We start from the raw sequence: 21,304 nt of genomic DNA on the forward strand, positions 1-21,304 counted from the left end.
CTAAAATATGCTTTACACCGTATATTTCCATAAATTGTTTATTAAGACGTCTCCTTTTCTAAATTAGGATAAAATAAGACCATTAAGCCACCAACTATGAAAAAGTTTTTAAAAATTACCGGAATAACCCTACTTATAATCATTGCCCTGTTAATTGCCATACCCTTTGTGTTTCAAGGACAAATTAAAGACATGGTGAAACAAGTTATAAATCAGAATCTAAATGCTCATGTAGAGTTTAGCGATGTAAGCTTAAGCTTTATTAGGAGTTTCCCTCAAGCGCATGTGGATGTTAGCGACTTAGTAATTACCAATTTCGAACCCTTTAAAGATGAAACTTTTGCTTCTATCAAAAATATTTCCTTTACCATGTCGGTAAAAGAGCTTTTTAAAAGCGCCAGCGAGGGGCCTATAGTCATCAAGTCCATTACCGTTGATGAAGCATTATTAACACTAAAAACAGATAAATTTGGAAACAGCAATTACGACATCACTAAAGAAGACGAAGCTGCCCCAACAGAGAACGAAAGTAGCGGGTTCGCCATGGACATCCAACATTACAGCATTAAAAACAGTGCTTTAACCTATAGCGACGAGGCTTCAAAAATGCTGATAAATTTAACCGAATTAAACCATATAGGTAAAGGTATTTTCTCTGGAGACATTTCTGAATTAGACACAAATACAGATGTTAACGTTAGCTTCACCATGGATAGCACGAATTACCTAAACAGTAACCCCGTTAAACTGGATGCTATAATCGGACTAGACCTAAACAACGATATATATACATTTAAAGAGAACAAAGCACTTATAAATGCATTGCCTATTAAGTTTAATGGTTATGTGAAGCTAATAGAAGAAGGCCAAGAGATGGACATTTCCTTTGAAAACCCGGGGTCTGATTTTAAAGATTTCTTAGCACTTATTCCAGAAACCTATTCCAAAAACATTGAAAATGTTGAGACTACAGGTAGTTTTAAGATAAAAGGAATTGTAAAAGGATTGGTTTCAGAAGAAACAATTCCTAAACTAGACATTAGCATCACCTCCAACAATGCGTCGTTTAAATACCCAGACCTCCCAAAAGGGATTAAAGATATTAGCATCAACACCCTTATAAAGAATGAGACAGGCTATATGGACGACACCTATGTGGATATAAAAACGCTCGATTTTAAAATCGACAATGATGCTTTCAAATCATCTGCTACTATAAAAAACATGACTAAAAACATGGTGGTGGATGCAAATATTGATGGGATTTTAAATTTAGCTAATCTTACAAAAGCATATCCCATTGCATTAGACAATGAGCTTACAGGTATCTTAAAAGCAAAGATACATACAGCTTTCGATATGAATGCTATTGAAACGAATGCATATGAACGCATTAAAGCTGATGGCAACGCAAGCATAACAGGGTTCGTTTTCTCGTCAGAAGACCTTGCTAATCCCATACAGATATCTCAAGCAGCTATGAGTTTCTCGCCACAAACAGTTTCTTTAAATACCTTTCACGCTAAAACAGGGGAAAGTGATTTAAAAGCAAGTGGATCCATCCACAATCTAATCGGTTTTTTATTAAGCAGTAAGGCTACCTTAAAAGGAAACTTTAGCATGGACTCAAACCTGTTCAAGGTAAGCGATTTTATGGCTGAAGACAAGGTAAGTACAACTACCGATAACAAAGGCACAACAGCCCCTTCAGAATCTTTAAAAATCCCAGCTTTTTTAGATTGCACGATCAAAGCAAATGCCAAAACGGTAGTGTACGATAACTTAAATTTAAAAAATGTTTCTGGAATCTTACATATAAAGGACCAACAGGTTACTCTTGAAAATTTAACCTCCCAAATATTTGATGGTGCTTTAGCTGTTTCTGGCGATATCTCGACTAAAAATGAAACGCCTACATTTCATATGAATTTAAATGCTGATGGATTTGATATTGCTAAATCATTTAAAGATCTAGAACTGCTTCAAAACCTAGCACCGATAGCTAAATTATTTCATGGAAAATTGAATACGACGATTAATTTATCTGGCCAACTAGATAAAGACTCTTCCCCTATATTAAGTACTGTTTCCGGTAGCGCATTAGCCCAATTGCTCACTACGAAAATAGATGCCGAACAAAGCCCCTTACTAAACAAATTACAAGACGCTTTAAGTTTTATAGAATTTGACAAACTGGATTTAAAAGATTTAAAAACAAAACTCGAATTTGCTAATGGGAAAGTAAGCGTACAGCCTTTCGATTTAAAATACAAAGATATAGGGATTACGGTTTCAGGAGCCCATGGCTTTGACAAAAGCATAAATTACAGCGCTATATTTAATGTTCCGGCAAAATATTTGGGTAGCGATATAAATAGGCTTATTGGAAAAATAAATGACAATGAGGTTAATAACATGAGCATTCCTATTACAGCAAACATTGGTGGAAGTGTTACAAGCCCTTCTGTTAAAACCGATTTCACTAGTGGCGTGAGTAATTTAACCAAACAACTCGTGGAAATTGAAAAACAAAAACTATTGAGCCAGGGAACAGATAAAGTGAAAGATTTAATAGGCGGCATTCTTGGCGGAAATAAAACCAAAACAGATTCCATAAAAGAACAACAAAACAATTCGGTACAAAATGTGCTTAAAGATATTATGAGCAACAAATCTAAATCCGATACTACTAGCGTTAAAAAAGATTCTATAAAAACCAATACCACCAAAGATGCTGTAAAAAACGTTTTGGGCGGATTATTAGGAGGGAAAAAGAAAGCAAATGATACGGTAAAGTAGTTTTTTACTCTTACTTTAAAAAAAAGCATAAGCAACAGAAAATCTGTTGCTTATGCTTTTTTTATTTAAAATCCACTTCATTTTTTCGATATTTCATAAAAAAATGTTAAAATATAATCAATTTTAATGAGTTTTACATGATTTATTAAATAAATATGCCACTTTATTAGGTTTATCTAATAATAAGGTTAGATTATACCTTGGTCGAATTTATACCTTCTTAACAATCAAAAAGATAGTGATGAAGGTTCACTTTAAAAATTATACATGAGGCAATTAAAAATCACGAAGCAAGTTACTAATAGAGAGTCTAAGTCTTTAGATAAATACTTACAAGATATTAGTAAAATCCCTTTGATAACCGCCGAAGAGGAGGTTGAATTGGCACAGCTTATCCGTACGGGTGACCAAAAAGCTTTGGATACCCTTACTACTGCTAACTTGCGTTTTGTAGTTTCAGTTTCGAAACAATATCAAAACCAAGGACTGTCGTTGCCTGACTTAATTAACGAAGGCAATGCTGGCTTGGTAAAAGCGGCCAAACGTTTTGATGAAACCAGGGGTTTTAAGTTTATTTCTTATGCCGTTTGGTGGATTAGACAAGCAATTCTTCAAGCTTTAGCAGAACAATCTCGAATAGTTAGATTACCTTTGAACAAAATTGGCGCTATTAACAAAATTAATAAGGCGTACTCATTTTTAGAGCAAACGCATGAAAGAGCGCCAAGTGCTGAGGAAATAGCTCATAGTCTGGACTTTACAGAAAGTAACGTTAAACAGTCGTTGAGAATTTCGGGAAGACATGTGTCCATGGACGCTCCGTTAAAAGAAGGTGAAACCTCTAATTTATACGATGTTATAAATACAGATGAATCACCGAGGCCGGATTCTGGCTTAATGAAAATTTCTTTAAACACGGAAGTTAATCGTGCTTTAGATACATTGTCGGAAAGAGAAGCGGAGGTTATCCGTCACTTTTTTGGCATTAGTAGAGAGCAACCTATGAGTTTAGAGGAAATAGGGGACTCTTTTGGCTTAACACGCGAGCGTGTAAGACAAATTAAAGAGAAAGCAATTAGAAGATTGCGGCACACCTCAAAAAGTAAAGTATTAAAAACGTATTTAGGATAGTCCTAAAACGTATCATCCATAATTTAAAACTAATACATGCTAAAAATCATTGTAAAAGAAGGCGAAAACATAGAACGCGCATTAAAACGTTACAAACGTAAACACAGAAACATTAAAGTAATGCAAAACCTAAGAGAAGGTCAATTTTTCACAAAACCATCTGTTAGAAAGCGTCGCGAAAATCAAAAAGCAGCTTACATACAAAATTTAAGAGACCAAGAAAATATTTAAAACGTCTTATACCCATTACAACAAAATCACCACATGCATATGTCGTGATTTTGTTGTTTCCACTGGGAAAGATCTTAAATATATTTTAAAAAATGCTGTTGGACGTAATGTCTGCAAATATCTTATGCAATTTAAACAGTACGTTTAGGCAAAGTCCATCTCTGCCAAAAAGCTTAAGATGCTGTTGGAAGTAATAAGTTAGAAGCTTTCTCCTTATAGCGTAAACGAAAATTTTACAGTATGGAAAGATCTACTACTAGGCCTTCATTACTGCGAATATTAAAAACTGTATCATCTTCAAAAATAAGATACTGTCCTTTTAAACCCACTAATTTACCAGAATAGTTTTGGCTTTTAATCAGGTTCAAACTCTTTGGTTTTTCAGGATATCTTTGCACGGGGAACTCCAAGATTGTCTCCGTATTATTTTCAATAAAATACTCTTTTGCTTCATTAGGGATATATGGCTTTAAGCGCTCACGCCATTCCAAAAGGTTTTCATCTACAACCTCATTTTTCAACATTGTTCTCCAATTGGTCTTATCGGCAACATAATCTTTTAAAGCCACTTCTGTAATGCCTGCCAAATACCGATTTGGCACCTCTACAATTTCAATAGCTTCATGTGCCCCTTGATCGATCCATCGTGTAGGCACTTGGCTTTTTCGCGTAACACCAACTTTCACATTACTTGAATTTGCCAAATACACAATATGAGGCTGTAATTGTACTTTTTTCTCATAAACCAAATCGCGATCTTCTTTTTCCAAATGTGCAGTGCTCAATTCTGGACGCATAATCCAATCTGCAGCCTGTGGAATATCAAAAAAACAAGTTTTACAAAAGCCTTGTCTATAAATCGGTTTATCCAGTTCACAGTTCAAACATTGGTACTTTACAAATTGAATATGAATGGTTTTGCCCAACAATTGGTTCATATTTAAAAAGTCAGATTCAAACACTAAATAGTATTGAATAGGACTTAAAAATTCTGTTTCCATTTTTGTCAAAACACCTTGGTAGGTCATAAAAAAAAGTGTTATTTTTAAAGTCTTAAAGATAAAAATAAATATGCCAATACCTATAGTTAATTCAATTGCTTCTTGGTTTTTAAAAAAACGTTTCCATCAAATAGAATTGTTTTTAAAATACCCTAATGAAGTCCAAAACGAATTACTATTAAACCTTCTTGACATTGCAAAAAACACCGAAATTGGCAAGCAATATGATTTTGCAAGTATTAAAAACTATAAAACGTTTGCTGAACGTGTGCCTATAAGATGCTATGATGATTTACAAGGCACCATTGAACGTGCCAGACAGGGAGAAACCAATATTTTTTGGCCTAGCCCGATAAAGTGGTTTGCAAAATCTAGTGGGACCACCGGTGCGAAAAGCAAATTTATTCCCGTTAGCCAAGAATCACTTGAAAATTGCCATTATGCGGCTGGTAAAGATTTGCTTTGTATGTACTTAAGCAATAATGAGGACTCCCAATTATTTACCGGCAAAAGCTTGCGCTTGGGCGGAAGCCAAGAATTATATAAAGAAAACGGTACAATCTTTGGCGATTTATCGGCAATTCTAATAGACAACATGCCTTTTTGGGCCGAATACAGCAGTACCCCCAGCAACAAAGTCTCTTTAATGAGCAATTGGGAGCATAAAATGCAGGCTATTGTAAACGAGACCATCAATGAAAATGTTACTAGTCTTGCTGGCGTTCCTTCTTGGATGCTAGTACTCCTTAATAATGTACTCGAAAGCACAGACCAAACAAGTTTACATGATATCTGGCCAAATTTAGAAGTATACTTCCATGGCGGTGTTAGTTTTTCCCCTTACGTAGATCAATATAAAAAAATACTTCCTAAAAAAGAGTTTCGATATTATGAGATTTATAATGCTTCCGAAGGTTTTTTTGCCATTCAAGACCAAAACAATTCCAATGAATTATTACTCATGTTGGATTATGGTATTTTTTACGAATTTATCCCCATGGATTCTTATGGCACAGCAACAGAACAAGTTATACCTCTTAATGATGTTAAACTAAACGTTAATTACGCTATAATTATTACGACAAATGCAGGACTTTGGCGGTATAAAATTGGCGATACACTTAGGTTCACATCATTAAATCCCTATAGAATAAAAATTTCAGGGAGAACCAAACACCATTTGAATGCTTTTGGAGAAGAACTGATTATTGAAAATGCTGAAGAAGCCTTAAAAAACGTATGTAAGCGTACTAATGCAGAAATTGTAGATTTTACTGCTGCTCCTATTTTTATGGAAGGCAGAGAAAAGGGTGGACACGAATGGCTGATAGAATTTAAGACGCCTCCTGAAAATATAAATTATTTTAACGAGCTTTTTGACAATGCGTTAAAAGGATTAAATTCCGATTATGAAGCCAAACGTTATAATAATATGACCCTTAACAAGCCCAAAATCCATATTGCTCGCAACAACCTATTTTACGATTGGTTAAAAAGGAACAATAGGTTGGGAGGCCAACATAAAATACCCCGACTCTCAAATTCGCGTGAATATTTAGACGAACTCCTGCACATGAATTTGTAATCTATGCAAGCCCATTCATTATATAAATTTCTGTAACTTAAAACGAAACAACAAACACTCTTCCCTATTGAAAGCTCGCTAAAACTACATAGCCATTACCTAAACAATCGTGCTTTCTAAAAATCTAACACATCAACATTAAAAGCACCTCCTAAAAGATCTTTCATAACCTCTGGGTTACCATTAGTGAAAAATTGATTTTCAGATGGGGTGTTTTGAGCGTTCAACACATCATATTGGTCTAAAACAACTTTAGTCTGTTTTGCCACTGCCAAACCAGAATCAATAATTTTAACCTGTTCTGGCAACAATTCCAGTAGTAAAGGCATAAGATAAGGATAGTGCGTACAGCCCAACACCAAATAATCGATATTTGCAGCAATCATGGGGTCTAAATATGTTTTCAGAAGTGCTTTTGTTAGCGGGTCGTTAGCTTTTCCCGCCTCAATAAGCTCTACCAAGCCTTCTCCTATACGTTCCACAACGCGATGGCCTTGTGTGTACAAAGTGGAGGTGTTGTGAAACAGCTCACTTGACAAGGTGCCTTTGGTCGCTAAAATACCTATAGCTTTTGTTTTAGAGTTTAAAGCCGCTGGTTTAATTGCAGGCTCTATACCAATAAAAGGAACCTTATATTGAGATCTAAGTATGTCTATAGCATTAGTAGTTGCCGTATTACATGCTACAACAATAAGTTTACAATTCTTATTAAGCAAATACTCTGTGTTTTTAATACTCAATTGGAGTATCTCGTTTTTGCTTTTAGACCCATAAGGTGCATTGGCACTATCGGCAAGATATATCGTGTTTTCATGAGGCAAAAGCGCGAAAATTTCTTTCCATAAAGATGTACCCCCTACCCCAGAATCAAAAATACCAATAGGCTGTGTGTTCATAGTTAACAAAAATAAAAAAGCTACCTCATTAAAGGTAGCTTTTTTCAATATTATTTGAGTTTTCTATATTCTGAATTAGATGCCCAATTCTTTTTTCACATCATTTAAAAGGTCTTTACCATCTGCTAAAATAGTAGCACCTTGAGCTGTATCTAAAACATAGTCGAATTTTTGTGCTCTAGCAACCTTTAAAATAGCAGCTTTAGCTTTCTCTGTAATAGGCTTTAACAAATCCATTTCTTTAGTTTGAAGGTCTTTTTGTGCTTGGCCTTGGTATTGTTGGATATTTTGTTGCATGCCTTGAATCTCTTGACCTCTTTTTGCATTTTCCTCATCTGTTTTTGATGGTGCTTCTGCTTCGTATTGTTTTACTTTATTTTGAAACTCAGTACCCATAGTCTGCAAATCTGCTTGATAGGTTTTACTTAACGTTTCTAATTGCTTTTGTGCCGCTTTCATGGCAGGCATGGCAGAGATTAATTCCTGCGTGTCTATATGTGCAACTTTACTTTGGGCCTGTGTAAAACTAACGGTTCCAATACATAATGCAGTTGCTAATAAAAGGGTTTTCAATTGTTTCATTTTTAAATAGTATTTGTCTGTTATTATTTGTTATTACTTAGGCTGTCTCTAACCCGTTGTCTTTCTTCTAATATGTTTTGTTTTCTTTCCTCTAATTCTTTTTTTCGCTGCTCTCGCTCTTGAAGTTTCCTTAGTCTATTTTCTTCTATAAGTTGTGCCCTGGTTTTTGTTTCAGTATTATCTTGGTCATTTATTTCATCAATAACTTTCTCTTCAGGAACTACTGTTTCGTTAGGGCTTTTTCTTTCCTCTAATTTTTCTTCTCTTGCCTGAGCCCTTTCTTCTAATATTTTTTGCCGTCTGTCTTCTGCTTCCTTTTTCTTGGCTTCACGCGCATCTAAAACTTCTTGTCGGCGTGCTTCTTCGGCTTTGGCCCTTTCTTCTCGTTTGTCTTCTAAAGCGTCTTCACGTGCCTCTTGCTCCTCATTAACTTCAGGCACAACATCTTCTGCTTCGGCAGCTCTACGTTCTGATTTTGATGAGGCTTGAGTACGTTTTGAAGTTCTGGTAATACTTCTTATTATTTGCTCACTTAAATCAAATTGTTTTGCTGAATATAACATAACAGCATCTGAGGATTTATCAAAAATGAAGTCGTATTTTCTACTTTCTGCGATATCCTGAACTGCTGAAAAAACTTGATCTTGGATAGGCTGCATCAATTGCTTTTTTTGAATCATTAAATCGCCATTGGGTCCAAAACGTTTTTGCTGATAATCCAATATTTCTTTTTCTTCAAAATCGATATCTTCTTCACGTTCGTCTATAAGTTCTTTGGTAAGAAGTGTTTTCTCGTTACTTAAGTCTTTTCGTTTTTGTGCAATTTCAGAAAGTCGCAATTCAATTTCATTTTTCCATTTTTGAACTTTGCTCTCTAATTGCGACGAAGCCTCTTGATATTCGGGAACGTTTTCTAAAATATATTCAGTATCTATATACCCTATCCGAACTCCGCGTTGGGCGTTTAGGGATAAATTGAGCATTAGCACAATTGTCAATAAAAAAAGAACGTTGCTTTTCATTTGTTTTATATTTTATAATCTACCTGCATAAATTTTAAAACGACCGTTGTTTATTTTTGTAAGGTTTTGAATGGTTTTTTCAAATCACCTGATTCATTCTTATTTTCAGATGCAACTCGCAAAATAAACATTTTTGGTTTTATGAAAAACTTTAATCTTAACTATTTTTATTCTAGTGTTGTTTCTTCAGAAGTAATACTAGAAAATACCGTGCCAAAATATGAATTAGCTTAAAATTGTTGTCCAATTATAAAATGAGTTTCCCATCCGTTCTTCACAGTTTCTCCTGGTAATGGATCGAAACCATGACCGAAATCAATCCCTAATAATCCAAAAGCAGGCATAAATATTCTTACGCCTAAACCAGCAGAACGCTTAATATTAAAAGGATTATAATCCTTAAAACTGTTATATGCTGCACCACCTTCAATAAATCCTAAAGCATATATCTTGGCAGAAGCAGCCAATGTTATGGGATAACGCAACTCCAAAGAGAATTTGTTATAAATAGTAGCACCATCATTGGTTATGTTTCCGTTTTGATCTAAAGGTTGAATGGATTGGTTTGGATAGCCTCTTAAAGCAATAGACTCTCTTCCATCTAGGCTATAACTTCCAAGTCCGTCACCACCTAAAAAGAATCGTTCAAAAGGAATCACCCCCCTATCATTATTGTAAGCACCTAAAAATCCAAACTCAAAGCTAGGCTTAAGCACTAAGTTTTTAGTAATCTCTGTGTACCAATCGCCCTTAAAGTTCACTTTGTAAAACTCCAGCCACTTATATCGCTCTTGATCAATTTCTGCTATTCTTGTTTGTGCATCTGTTCGTTGCTTAGTCGTTATTGCCGCATCAGCGCTTATCGTTGTTGCATAATTCTCTGCTCTTTCCTCCTTTAATGCTGCATAATCTACACCATTAACCAATGAATAAGGAAATGAAAATTTCGCTGTTGCACTAAAACTAGATCCACCAGTTGGAAAAATGGGATCTATTCGTGTATTATTTCTGCTTAAGCCCACCGTATAAGATAAGTTGTTCGCATATCCATCGCCAAAAGTAAATAAGCCAATGTTGTAGTTATTTAAATCGTAACGTTGGTAACCAAGTGCCTGTGATAAAGTAAAGTAATCGTCAGGAACGCTTAATCGTCTTGCTAAACCAACTGAAATACCTGTAATATTAAAACTTCTGCTTTTATCTGCATTTCCAGTTGTGTAATCGTATTGAAACTGTTTCGTTCGCGATAAAGATGTAGAAAATTGTACAGGTCTTTTACCTCCTAACCAGGGCTCAGAAAATGAGAAGCTATAAGTTTGGTAAAAACGGCTAGCCTGCAATCGCAAGGCCAGTTTTTGGCCATCGCCCATAGGAATGGGCTTATAGGCTTTCCCATTAAGAATGTTTTTTATTGAGAAATTATTAAAAGACAATCCAAGCGTGCCTATAAAACCGCCACCGCCATAACCGCCTTGTAATTCTATTTGGCTAGATCCCGTTTCTTTAACCTCATACTCCATATCAATAGTCCCTTCATTAGGGTCTGGATTAATAAAATTAGGGGTTATCGCTTGTGCATCAAAAAAGCCTAACTGTCCAAACTCTCTAACAGTACGCATGACATTCGCTTTACTATAAAGCTGACCTGGGCGCGTACGTATTTCACGGTAAATAACATGATCATTAGTCTTATCATTCCCTACTACGGAAACATTATTGAAATAAGCCGGCTTACCTTCGGTAATTCTAACCTCCATATCAATAACATTATTGTCTGCACTTACTTCTACTGGATTTATAGTTGAAAACAAGTAGCCATTATTTTGGTAAAGGTTGGTAATATCATCCGCATCCGGTTTGGTATTGTCTGCAATACGCTTTTGTAACAACACACCATTATAAGTATCCCCTTTATTAATACGTAACATTCTGCTTAACTGTTGGTTGGTATATATTGTATTTCCAATAAATTTAATGTCACCGAATTTATACAACTCACCTTCTTCAAGGTTAATGTTAAGCGTAATTGTTTTATCGTTATTAACGATTATACTGTCTGATAACACCCGAGCATCTCTGTACCCATTTTCCTTATATTTATCTATCATATGAGATAAATCGGCTTGATAAGCAGAGTCGACAAACTTAGAGCGTTTGAAAATGCGAATTAAATTAATTTTTTTAGTGCTTTTCATACTTTTTCTAAGCACTTTATCTTTTAAATTGGTATTGCCCTTAAATACAATATCTTTAATTTTAACTTTTTCACCTTTATCTATAGCCACCACCATGTTAACCCTGGCTGTCGTTATAGAATCTTTTAAATCTATAGTATTGATATTTACCTTGGTGTTGTAAAAGCCTTCTTTTTTATATTTATTAACCAAATGGTTTTTAGTAGTAACCCTAAGATTCTCTGTTACTTTTACACCTTTATGAAGTTTATTGTCCTTAATAATGGCTTCAATTTTCCCTTTTTTAACACCTGTTATTTTAACTTCATTAAGTTGGGGCAAATCGGAAAGCCTAATTTCTAAGTAAGCGGTGTCTCCTTCAATTTTAGTGATGTATATTTCTATATCACTAAACAATTTTGAATTCCATAGTTTTTTTATGGCATTACTGATATCTTCTCCTGGGATCATGATTTCCGAGTCTTTTCTCAACCCAGAATACGTAACAATAGTTTCAGATCCAAAACTGGTGTTCCCAGAAACGCTAACGTCTCCTAAAATATATTTTTTACCGTTATCATACGGTTCGCTTTGTGCTTGAAGATTAGTAAAGCCGATTAAAACAACGCATACAGCAATAAAACGTTTTACATATAATCTAAATGGTAATAATTCACCTAAGTTGTTCACTTGTTTTCCCAAATCGTCGTTCTCTTTTTTGATATTCGATAATAGCATTTAATAAATCCGTCTTTTTAAAGTCCGGCCAAAGTATGCTTGTAAAATGCAATTCGGCGTAGGCAATTTGCCATAATAAAAAGTTGCTAATACGCTGTTCACCACTAGTCCTGATAAGCAAATCTACGTCTGGTAAATTTTGCGTGTAAAGATGCTCATTAATAATTGATTCATCAATTTTTTCGGGCGAAATTATATTATTTTTAACTTTAATGCTAATTTCTTTTACTGTGTTTATTATTTCTTCCCTCGACCCGTAGCTTAATGCTAAAGTCAAAATCATTCTATCATTTGTTTTTGTAGCATTCACAACACCCTCTAGCTCCTTATAAACTTTAGCTGGCAATGATTTTATATTCCCTATGGTACAGAGCTTTATATTGTTTTCCTGAAGGGTTTTAATTTCTTTTTTTAAAGAAGAAACCAATAAACGCATAAGGGTGTCTACTTCAGGTTTTGGTCTGTTCCAGTTTTCTGTAGAAAAGGCATATAGCGTTAGGTTTTCAATTCCAAGTTTCGCAGATGCCTCTACGGTTTCCCTAACGGCTTTCGTACCGTTTTTATGCCCAAAGGCGCGCAACATACCTTGCTGCTTTGCCCAACGCCCATTGCCATCCATAATAATAGCGATGTGTTTGGGTAATGGTTTCTGTAATACTTCCTGTTCTAAATCCATATTAGTTGGCACAATAGCAAGGTTTTATTCCGAACGTATAGGTTAGGGTTATTCCCGTAAACACATACCAATCGTTATTATTGATATTACCAAACCTATAAAGCGCTTGTTTACTTTCTGAGTCTGGCACACTACCTTCAATTTCATCAGAAAAGGTAGTTCTGGCCCCCACTTCAAAACCTAATATCAATTTATCTATAAAAGTTGTTTTAACACCTAATACCAAGGGAATTCCGTAAATTAAACTTGACGTGTTTTCTGCAGTTTGCACTCCGGCATTAAAGTAATAATTTTTATGGTACGCTATACTCAAGCCTGTATACAAATAAGGTGTTATTACATTTTTACCCGAATGTAAATCAAAATCAAAAAAATTAAATTCCATTCCAGCAGATGCCTCCAAGATACGACTTGCAAAAACATAGTCTCTTTGGATACGTCTTGGGTCGTCTGATTTGCTGTCGTCTGCTTTCAATTTAGTATACATGAGTGAAGCTCTCCAGGAATGCCTAGGACTGCGGTTCCATTTATAAAGTCCGCCCAAAGCCAACTGATTGGGAGAAATATAATCTGTAGCGCCCACATCTCCAATTAAATTACTACCCCCTACAAAAACCCCAAGCTCATGAATTTGAGCATGCCCATATGGTATGCTTAAAATGATTATTAAAACGATTGCTAAGTGCCTCATAAAGGTTAAAAAGTTTGCAAATATAATAAATAAGATTTTACTGCTACAGTTTTGAGTTAAACAGTATTTCTGTAAAACAGATTTTTCTTCTAATTATTGTTTGAGCAGTACTACTTAATTACGTTTATCTTCTCCCCACAGAAGCTTTTTTCTAAGAGTATCCAAAAAGCTTTCATCCATAAGCTCGATCATTTTAATATTAAAGTCTGCTTTTTTTATTTTTATCAAGGTTCCATTATCCAAAGTGGTTATTCTAGAATCCAAAGAAATCAGATGATTTTCCTCTCGCCCTGCCACTTTTAGATGGATTTCTGTATTATCTGGAATAATTAATGGTCGTGCACTCAAGTTATGTGGTGCTATTGGTGCCAAAACAAAGCTATTTGTTCGCGGCGTAATTACAGGCCCACCACAACTTAAAGAATAACCAGTTGACCCCGTGGGTGTAGACACAATCAATCCATCACTCCAATAAGAGGTTAAATACTCATCATCCAAATAGGTTTCAACCGTAATCATAGATGTCGTGTTTTTTCTACTGATGGCGACTTCATTTAATGCAAAATTCAACTTCTTGATATCCTTATTTTCTGGTTCGGTTTCTACGGACAATAAGCTACGTTCAGAAATTTTATAATGGCCATCCATAATATCTTGAATGGCTTTTTCTATTTGCCCTACCTGTATGGTGGCCAAAAAACCAAGCCTGCCGGTATTAACGCCAATAATGGGAATACCCAAATCTTGAATATATATAACAGCCCTTAAGATTGTACCATCGCCTCCAATACTTACCAAAAAATCAAATGATTTATCTAAGGTATCAAAAGTTTTAAAGGATGTATACTTATCAAAATTAGGAGAGTTGCTTTTTATCACGTTAAAAAACTCAGTCTCAATATAAGCATCTGCATTTTTCTCCACTAAATAGGCAAAAAGCCTTTCTACTGAATTTATAGTAGCCTCGTTATAAAATCGTCCAAAAACGGCAATTTTCATAAATCTAAATGTTTAAATATTTTTTCAGATAATCCGATCGATCTTTAAGACGCTCCATATAATTATCGTCTACATGACCAGAAACCACGCTATAACTGTAACGCCTAAATGTCTGGATAATAGCACTTAAACTAGTGCCTCCAATTTTTAGGGTAACCTGCACTAAATCTGGTTTCATTTTAGAAACAAAAGCACCTAAAAGTTTCCCGCCATTGGATTCTATAATCTGACTTATTTCACTAAAAGAATAATCATTTATACCTTTTTCTACCACTAAAACACTTCCTGCTTCAGAGAAAAAAGGAGATTCGCTAAATAGACTTATAATATCATTGAGCTCATAATAGCCTAAATAATCATTTTTATCATTTAGCACAGGGAGAATGTTTGCCGAGTTTTTTGCAAACATTTCTAAAACATCCAACCACAACGTATCTTCTCTTGCAAAAAAAACTTCAATAGCATAATTATAATCCATTAAAGCCTTATCGCTTTCAAAACAATGGGCATCGGTTTCCGAAAAACACCCTAAAAAACCTCCAGCACTATCGACTACGGGCATATGAGAAAAAGTCAACTGATTAAATAGCACCTGTAAATCACTGATTTTACTGGCTCCATCAAGAGGTTTGATATCGTTAATAATATATTCAGACAGTTTCATGACACAAAGGTATTACGCTGCAAATTAATCAAAAAAATAGCACTTAAGCCTGTTCTACTTTGTATTTTTGCCTTTTTAAATTTGAAATCATGACAAAGTTAAGTGTAAACATTAATAAGATAGCCACTTTACGAAATTCTAGAGGTGGTGATATGCCCAATGTAATACAATTCGCCAAAGACGCTCAACGATTTGGCGCAGAAGGCATTACCATTCACCCCAGACCTGATGAACGCCATATCCGGTATCAAGATGCGCGCGATTTAAAATCGGTGGTCTATACCGAATATAATATTGAAGGCAACCCTGTAAAATCGTTTATAGATTTAGTGTTAAGCGTAAAGCCTACACAGGTAACCTTAGTGCCAGACGCTGAAGACGCCATAACAAGCAACGCTGGATGGGACACAATCAAGCATAAAGATTTTTTAATCGATGTAGTTAAAGAGTTTCAACAAAACAATATTAGGACATCTATTTTTGTAGATCCCGATTTAAAACAAATTGAGGGCGCCAAACTTACGGGAACAGATCGAATAGAACTGTACACAGAAAGCTTTGCACACGAATACAGTTTAGGCAACGAAAACGCTATAAAACCTTTTACAGCATCGGCAGAACTTGCTCACAACTTAGGCTTGGGCCTCAATGCCGGTCATGATTTAGCTTTGGATAACATTCAGTTTTTCAAACAAAACACCCCCTACCTATTGGAGGTTTCTATTGGGCACGCGCTTATTTCTGAAAGCCTGTATCTAGGGGTTGAAAATGTTATTCAAATGTATTTGAACAAATTAAAATAATGCAGCAGTCATAAATAATATATCAAAAATGGTACTACATTCAAATATTTTAGGAGAAGGCAAACCTTTTATAATCCTTCATGGTTTTTTAGGAACAAGCGATAACTGGAAAACAATGGGCACCGAATTTAGCCTATTAAATTTTCAAACCCATTTAATAGACCAACGCAACCATGGCCAAAGTTTTTGGGACAACACTTTTAATTATAAGGTATTGGCTGAAGACCTAAAGCACTATTGCGACCATTATCAACTGGATGACATTGTGTTATTAGGACATTCCATGGGCGGTAAAACAGCCATGCTATTCGCTACACTTTATCCGGAGATGGTTTCAAAACTAATCGTTGCCGATATTTCGCCCCGGTTTTATCCAGAGCACCACCAAACCATCCTAGAAGGCTTACAGACCATCGATTTTGATAAGATAAAAAGCCGAGGTGAAGCCGACAAACAGCTCCAACATTATATTAAAGATTTTGGAACCCGGCAATTTCTTTTAAAAAACCTGTATTGGAAACAAAAAGGCGAATTGGCTTTTAGAATGAATCTGGAAGTATTAGTCGAAAATGTTTCAGAAATAGGCAAAGCCTTACCCGAGGATGCGAAATTCGATAAAGACACGTTGTTTTTACACGGCGACAAATCAGATTACATCCAAGAACAGGATAAGACCTTGATAACACAGCATTTCCCTAAAGCCAGTGTTGTTACCATAAAAAACGCAGGACATTGGTTGCATGCAGAAAACCCGACAGATTTTTTTAAGGCTGTGATAGCGTTTCTAAAACCATAACCTCGTTTTTCAATATAAAGAAATTTCATGTTTTCGCTGTAGCTTCAATACGGAGTTCTTTACGAAACCCCTATGTTGTTATCGTTTTTGTTTTATTTTTTTTAAAGTTTTCTCAAAATGTAACGAGCAAAGCCACTAGCAACGCACCACTAAATATTATTGAAGCTGCTCCCATTTATCCGGGATGCGAAACTGCAGGAAAAACACGGCAAGAATAGCCTGTTTATCAATAGGTGTATCGGAATTTGTAAATTTAAATTTCAACAGCCAAATTGCAACATCACTAGACTTAATTGGAAAACAAAAAATTTATGTTATTTTTAAAATTGATAAAAACGGCAATGTTATTGATATAAAAGCAAGAGCACCGCATCCCGTTTTGGAAAAAGAAATGCTAAACATTATAAATTTATTACCAAAAATGGAACCAAGCATACAAAAAGGAAAGCCCGTGACCGTACCGTACTCAATACCCATAATTTTTAGCGTGGTAAAAAAAAATTACAGACAAGTATATCATTCCATCTATTAGAGATTATTAAACTTAAAAACATATAATATGAACCTTATTATTAGACTTTTACTAACTGCTTTAGCCGTTTTTATTTTAGCCTATTTTTTACCAGGCGTCACGTTATCAGGCAATGCGTTTACAACTGCCATTATCGTAGCCATTGTTTTAGGCCTATTAAACGTACTGTTAAAGCCCGTACTGGTTATTTTAACACTGCCCATTACCGTGGTAACTTTGGGCTTATTCCTTTTAATAATCAATGCGCTTATGATATTATTGGCAGACAAGTTAATTGACGGCTTTTCTGTAAGCAGTATTTGGACAGCCATACTATTCAGTATCTTGTTATCCTTTCTGCAATCGATACTCCATTCTCTTTTAAAAGAAGAATAAGAACAGCTTAAAATCAAGCGATTAAAAACTTTGCTAGGATATAAAAATATATTAATTTTGCATCCCAATTTTAGTCACATAAATTTTAGGTTTTTAAAACAACCTTTATTGTCAAATGCCTGATTTAAGGCTTTATATCATTTTAAAATGAATATTACAAGAGAAAACATTGATGCATTAAATGCTGTATTAAAAGTAGATATCGCGAAAGAAGACTATAGCGATAGTGTAGAGAAAATTTTAACAGATTACCGTAAAACAGCTAACATCCCTGGATTTAGAAAAGGACATGTACCAATGGGCATGGTGAAAAAACAATATGGCAAAGCCGTATTGGTTGACGAGGTAAACAAATTGCTACAAGAATCACTAAACAAATATTTAACAGAAGAAAAGCTAGATGTTTTAGGGCAACCCTTACCAAGACCTCAAGATGACATCAATTGGGACGCCGATAATTTCTCTTTTGAATTTGAATTGGGCTTGGCACCAGAATTTGAGGTAGAACTAGAAAGCAAAACCCCAATTGTACAATACCATATTGTTGCCGACGATAAAATGATTGACGAACAAATTGAGCGTATACAAAAACAATACGGAAAATTAGTATCTCAAGATACGGTTGAAAAGGACAGCGAAATTACCGGTGTTTACAAAAATGAAGCTCAGGACATTGAAAATACAGTAACTTTAACTCTTGACAAGTTTAAGGACAGTGAGACTGAAAAGAAATTTATTGGTTCAAAACGCGGAGATAGCATCACGTTGCAAACCAAAGGTCTTTATAATGACGACCATGAATTGATGCACGCCCTAAAACTAGATCATGATGCTATCCATGGCTTGGATATAGAGGTAACGTTTACAATTTCTGAAATTAACAAACGTGAACTTGCAGACTTAGATCAAGACCTATTTGACAAATTATTTGGAGAAGGCACAGTAAAATCGGCTACAGAGCTTAAGGAAAAGATAAAAGAAGATGCAGAAAAACAATTTGTTCAGCAAGCCGAACAAAAGCTTTTAAATGACGTAACCGAATTTTTAGTGGATAACACTAAGTTTGATTTACCTGCGCAATTCCTTACCAAATGGATGCAAACCGCAGGTGAAAAAGAAATGGATGCTACGCAAGCGAGAGAAGAGTACGAAAAATCTGAAAAAAGCCTGCGCTACCAATTAATCGAAGGTAAATTGATTACTAATAATAACATACAGGTAAGTATGGACGATATTAGAAATCACGCTAGAGAAATGATCAAGGAGCAAATGGCACAGTTTGGACAATTAAACCCTTCTGATAAAGAATTAGACGATATTGCCGCACGTATATTATCAAATCAAGAAGAAGCACGCCGTATTTCAGAGCAATTGGTTAGTCAAAAACTAATTGCCTTATACAAAGAGAAGGCTAATCTTAAAGTAAAAGAAGTGACTTACGAAAACTTTGTTAAAGAAGTTTATGGCGATAAGTAAGTAAAGATAATTGCTTATATTTAGGCGCTTAAATCTATTGGTTTAAGCGCCTTTTCATTCAAAAACGAACCTTAACAAAGAGCTTTTAACACATCTTGATAGAGGTCAATCTTTAATCAAAATTTATAATAAAATACAATTTATGGATTACGCAAAGGAATTTGAGAAATTCGCAATAAAAGACCAAGGTATCAGCAGCACATATTATAATAAAATTATGAGCAGCATGTACCCTACCAATTTAACACCCAATATTATAGAGGAGCGCCAAATGAATGCCGTAGCAATGGACGTGTTCTCTAGGTTGATGATGGACCGCATTATCTTTATGGGCACAGCTATCAATGACCAAGTGGCGAACATCATCCAAGCACAATTATTGTTTTTGGAAAGTACTGATGCTGCAAAAGACATCCAAATATACATTAACTCCCCAGGCGGTAGCGTATATGCCGGTTTAGGCATTTATGACACCATGCAGTTTATAAAACCAGATGTTGCCACCATATGTACTGGTATGGCCGCATCTATGGGAGCTGTTCTACTTTGCGCAGGAGCCAAAGGAAAACGTAGTGGCTTAACGCATTCAAGAGTTATGATTCATCAACCACTAGGAGGCGCACAAGGCCAAGCCAGTGATATAGAAATTACCGCACGTGAAATCTTGACCTTAAAAGAAGAACTTTATAAAATTATTAGTAAACATTCGGGGCAGGATTACGACAAAGTATACGAAGACAGTGATCGAGATTATTGGATGAAAGCCGATAAAGCTAAAGAGTATGGCATGATCGACGAGATTTTGGCACGTAATTAAATAAAAAAATCGTAACTTTATAACTTGTTTTAGGGCTATTATAAACATGTCGCCCTATACTAAACTTAATAGATTAATGGCAAAAGAAGAATTAGAATGCTCGTTTTGTGGAAGGAAAAAACCAGAAACAAACTTGTTAATAGCAGGATTAGATGCGCATATATGTGACAGATGTATTGAGCAAGCACACGGTATTGTTATTGAAGAATCCAAGCAAACCGATAGTAGCGACCTGTCTGCAGAATTAAAACTTCGCAAACCCCAAAAGATAAAGGATTTCTTAGACGAATATATTATTGGTCAAACCATGACCAAAAAAGTAATGTCTGTGGCCGTATATAATCATTATAAACGTTTACTTCAACCCGTTACTAAAGATGATATTGAAATCCAAAAGAGCAATATTATCATGGTGGGCCAAACCGGAACCGGTAAAACCTTAGTCGCAAAAACCATTGCAAAAATGCTGAACGTACCTTTAGCTATTGTAGACGCTACCGTTTTAACTGAGGCAGGTTATGTTGGGGAAGATGTGGAAAGCATTTTAACACGTTTACTACAAGCTGCTGATTATAATTTAGAGAAAGCAGAAAAAGGCATTGTTTTTATTGATGAAATTGATAAAATAGCCCGTAAAAGCGATAACCCTTCCATAACACGTGACGTTTCTGGAGAAGGCGTGCAACAGGGTTTATTAAAACTACTAGAAGGTACTGTGGTGAATGTTCCACCAAAAGGGGGGCGAAAACATCCAGATCAAAAATTTATTGAAGTAAATACCGAAAATATTTTATTTATTGCTGGCGGTGCCTTTGATGGTATCGACCGTGTAATATCAAAGCGGTTAAACATGCAAGCGGTTGGTTATAGCGCTTCAGTTTCGGAAAACATTGTGGACAAAGACAATTTACTACAGTATATCATTCCTAAAGATTTAAAAGACTTTGGCTTGATTCCTGAAATTATTGGACGTTTACCTGTACTGACCCATATGGATCCTTTAGATGCCGAAACATTAAGAGCCATCTTGACCCAGCCCAAAAATGCTATCATTAAGCAGTACAAGAAACTGTTTAGCATGGACAATATAGATTTCACCATTACAGATGGCGCATTAGATTTTATCGTTGGAAAAGCTATAGAATATAAGCTTGGGGCTAGAGGTTTACGCTCTTTATGTGAAGAGATTTTAACAGACGCCATGTTTGAATTACCTTCTACTGATGAGAAAAAACTAAACGTGACAAAACTGTATGCTGAAGATAAATTAACGAAAACAACTTTAAAGAAATTAAAAGCCGTTTCTTAAAAACCTT

At 35.3% G+C, this 21,304-nt stretch carries 20 protein-coding genes; 11 read left to right on the forward strand and 9 right to left on the reverse strand.

What is annotated here, in order from left to right:
- Window positions 1-96: 96 nt before the first annotated feature.
- The 3 genes from ACFFU9_RS05505 (at window position 97) to rpsU (ending at window position 4,161) form a co-directional block, all read left to right on the forward strand.
- Window positions 97-2,799, forward strand: a complete 2,703-nt coding sequence (locus tag ACFFU9_RS05505) for an AsmA family protein (RefSeq protein WP_379860392.1) — start codon at window positions 97-99, stop codon at window positions 2,797-2,799.
- Between the two features lie 267 nt (window positions 2,800-3,066).
- A complete protein-coding gene (locus ACFFU9_RS05510) occupies window positions 3,067-3,930 on the forward strand; it encodes a sigma-70 family RNA polymerase sigma factor (protein WP_379860393.1) in 864 nt (287 codons plus the stop codon).
- Between the two features lie 36 nt (window positions 3,931-3,966).
- Window positions 3,967-4,161, forward strand: a complete 195-nt coding sequence (gene rpsU, locus ACFFU9_RS05515) for a 30S ribosomal protein S21 (protein ID WP_379860394.1) — start codon at window positions 3,967-3,969, stop codon at window positions 4,159-4,161.
- A gap of 233 nt (window positions 4,162-4,394) precedes the next feature.
- Here rpsU and ACFFU9_RS05520 read toward each other — a convergent pair whose 3' ends face one another.
- Window positions 4,395-5,189: a DUF2797 domain-containing protein gene (locus ACFFU9_RS05520; RefSeq protein ID WP_379860395.1), complete on the reverse strand. Its 795-nt coding sequence runs from the start codon at window positions 5,187-5,189 to the stop codon at window positions 4,395-4,397.
- A 43-nt stretch (window positions 5,190-5,232) separates the two neighbouring features.
- Between ACFFU9_RS05520 and ACFFU9_RS05525 the strand changes: the two genes are divergently transcribed.
- Window positions 5,233-6,747 (forward strand): GH3 auxin-responsive promoter family protein, encoded by a 1,515-nt coding sequence (locus ACFFU9_RS05525; protein ID WP_379860396.1) that lies wholly within the window; start codon window positions 5,233-5,235, stop codon window positions 6,745-6,747.
- A gap of 116 nt (window positions 6,748-6,863) precedes the next feature.
- On the opposite strand, the gene murI is transcribed toward ACFFU9_RS05525, so the two are convergent.
- From murI to ACFFU9_RS05565, 8 genes are all read right to left on the reverse strand, one after another.
- Window positions 6,864-7,643, reverse strand: a complete 780-nt coding sequence (gene murI / locus ACFFU9_RS05530) for a glutamate racemase (protein ID WP_379860397.1) — start codon at window positions 7,641-7,643, stop codon at window positions 6,864-6,866.
- A 75-nt stretch (window positions 7,644-7,718) separates the two neighbouring features.
- On the reverse strand, window positions 7,719-8,225 hold the full coding sequence (locus tag ACFFU9_RS05535; RefSeq protein ID WP_379860398.1) for an OmpH/Skp family outer membrane protein: 507 nt from the start codon (window positions 8,223-8,225) through the stop codon (window positions 7,719-7,721).
- 23 nt (window positions 8,226-8,248) lie between these two features.
- Window positions 8,249-9,247 carry an OmpH/Skp family outer membrane protein gene (locus tag ACFFU9_RS05540; RefSeq protein ID WP_379860399.1) on the reverse strand — a complete coding sequence of 333 codons (999 nt, stop codon included), beginning with the start codon at window positions 9,245-9,247 and terminating at the stop codon, window positions 8,249-8,251.
- Window positions 9,248-9,477: 230 nt separating this feature from the next.
- Window positions 9,478-12,159 (reverse strand): BamA/OMP85 family outer membrane protein, encoded by a 2,682-nt coding sequence (locus ACFFU9_RS05545; protein WP_379860400.1) that lies wholly within the window; start codon window positions 12,157-12,159, stop codon window positions 9,478-9,480.
- Window positions 12,095-12,835, reverse strand: coding sequence for an undecaprenyl pyrophosphate synthase (gene uppS / locus ACFFU9_RS05550; protein ID WP_379860465.1), 741 nt, complete (start codon window positions 12,833-12,835; stop codon window positions 12,095-12,097). Before uppS ends, ACFFU9_RS05545 begins: the two co-directional genes overlap by 65 nt.
- A 1-nt stretch (window position 12,836) precedes the next feature.
- On the reverse strand, window positions 12,837-13,526 hold the full coding sequence (gene porG / locus ACFFU9_RS05555) for a type IX secretion system protein PorG (protein ID WP_379860401.1): 690 nt from the start codon (window positions 13,524-13,526) through the stop codon (window positions 12,837-12,839).
- Between the two features lie 114 nt (window positions 13,527-13,640).
- Complete coding sequence (locus tag ACFFU9_RS05560; protein WP_379860402.1) at window positions 13,641-14,525, reverse strand: NAD kinase; 885 nt, start codon at window positions 14,523-14,525, stop codon at window positions 13,641-13,643.
- A gap of 4 nt (window positions 14,526-14,529) precedes the next feature.
- Entirely contained in the window at window positions 14,530-15,189 is a 660-nt protein-coding gene (locus ACFFU9_RS05565; protein WP_379860403.1) for a CBS domain-containing protein, read from the reverse strand.
- Window positions 15,190-15,278: 89 nt separating this feature from the next.
- Here ACFFU9_RS05565 and ACFFU9_RS05570 point away from each other — a divergent pair, with 89 nt between their 5' ends.
- From ACFFU9_RS05570 to clpX, 7 genes are all read left to right on the forward strand, one after another.
- A complete protein-coding gene (locus ACFFU9_RS05570; protein ID WP_379860404.1) occupies window positions 15,279-15,992 on the forward strand; it encodes a pyridoxine 5'-phosphate synthase in 714 nt (237 codons plus the stop codon).
- Between the two features lie 28 nt (window positions 15,993-16,020).
- Window positions 16,021-16,788, forward strand: coding sequence for an alpha/beta fold hydrolase (locus ACFFU9_RS05575; protein WP_379860405.1), 768 nt, complete (start codon window positions 16,021-16,023; stop codon window positions 16,786-16,788).
- Between the two features lie 184 nt (window positions 16,789-16,972).
- Window positions 16,973-17,320: an energy transducer TonB gene (locus ACFFU9_RS05580; RefSeq protein WP_379860406.1), complete on the forward strand. Its 348-nt coding sequence runs from the start codon at window positions 16,973-16,975 to the stop codon at window positions 17,318-17,320.
- A 27-nt stretch (window positions 17,321-17,347) separates the two neighbouring features.
- Complete coding sequence (locus ACFFU9_RS05585) at window positions 17,348-17,695, forward strand: phage holin family protein (protein WP_379860407.1); 348 nt, start codon at window positions 17,348-17,350, stop codon at window positions 17,693-17,695.
- A 147-nt stretch (window positions 17,696-17,842) separates the two neighbouring features.
- Complete coding sequence (gene tig / locus ACFFU9_RS05590) at window positions 17,843-19,171, forward strand: trigger factor (protein WP_379860408.1); 1,329 nt, start codon at window positions 17,843-17,845, stop codon at window positions 19,169-19,171.
- A gap of 142 nt (window positions 19,172-19,313) precedes the next feature.
- The gene (clpP, locus tag ACFFU9_RS05595; RefSeq protein WP_379860409.1) at window positions 19,314-19,988 is read left to right on the forward strand and encodes an ATP-dependent Clp endopeptidase proteolytic subunit ClpP; all 675 of its coding nucleotides are present in this window, start codon (window positions 19,314-19,316) and stop codon (window positions 19,986-19,988) included.
- A 76-nt stretch (window positions 19,989-20,064) separates the two neighbouring features.
- The gene (gene clpX, locus ACFFU9_RS05600) at window positions 20,065-21,297 is read left to right on the forward strand and encodes an ATP-dependent Clp protease ATP-binding subunit ClpX (RefSeq protein WP_379860410.1); all 1,233 of its coding nucleotides are present in this window, start codon (window positions 20,065-20,067) and stop codon (window positions 21,295-21,297) included.
- Window positions 21,298-21,304: the final 7 nt, after the last annotated feature.

It is taken from the genome of Mariniflexile ostreae, from assembly GCF_042427585.1.
GTDB lineage: Bacteria > Bacteroidota > Bacteroidia > Flavobacteriales > Flavobacteriaceae > Pseudalgibacter > Pseudalgibacter ostreae.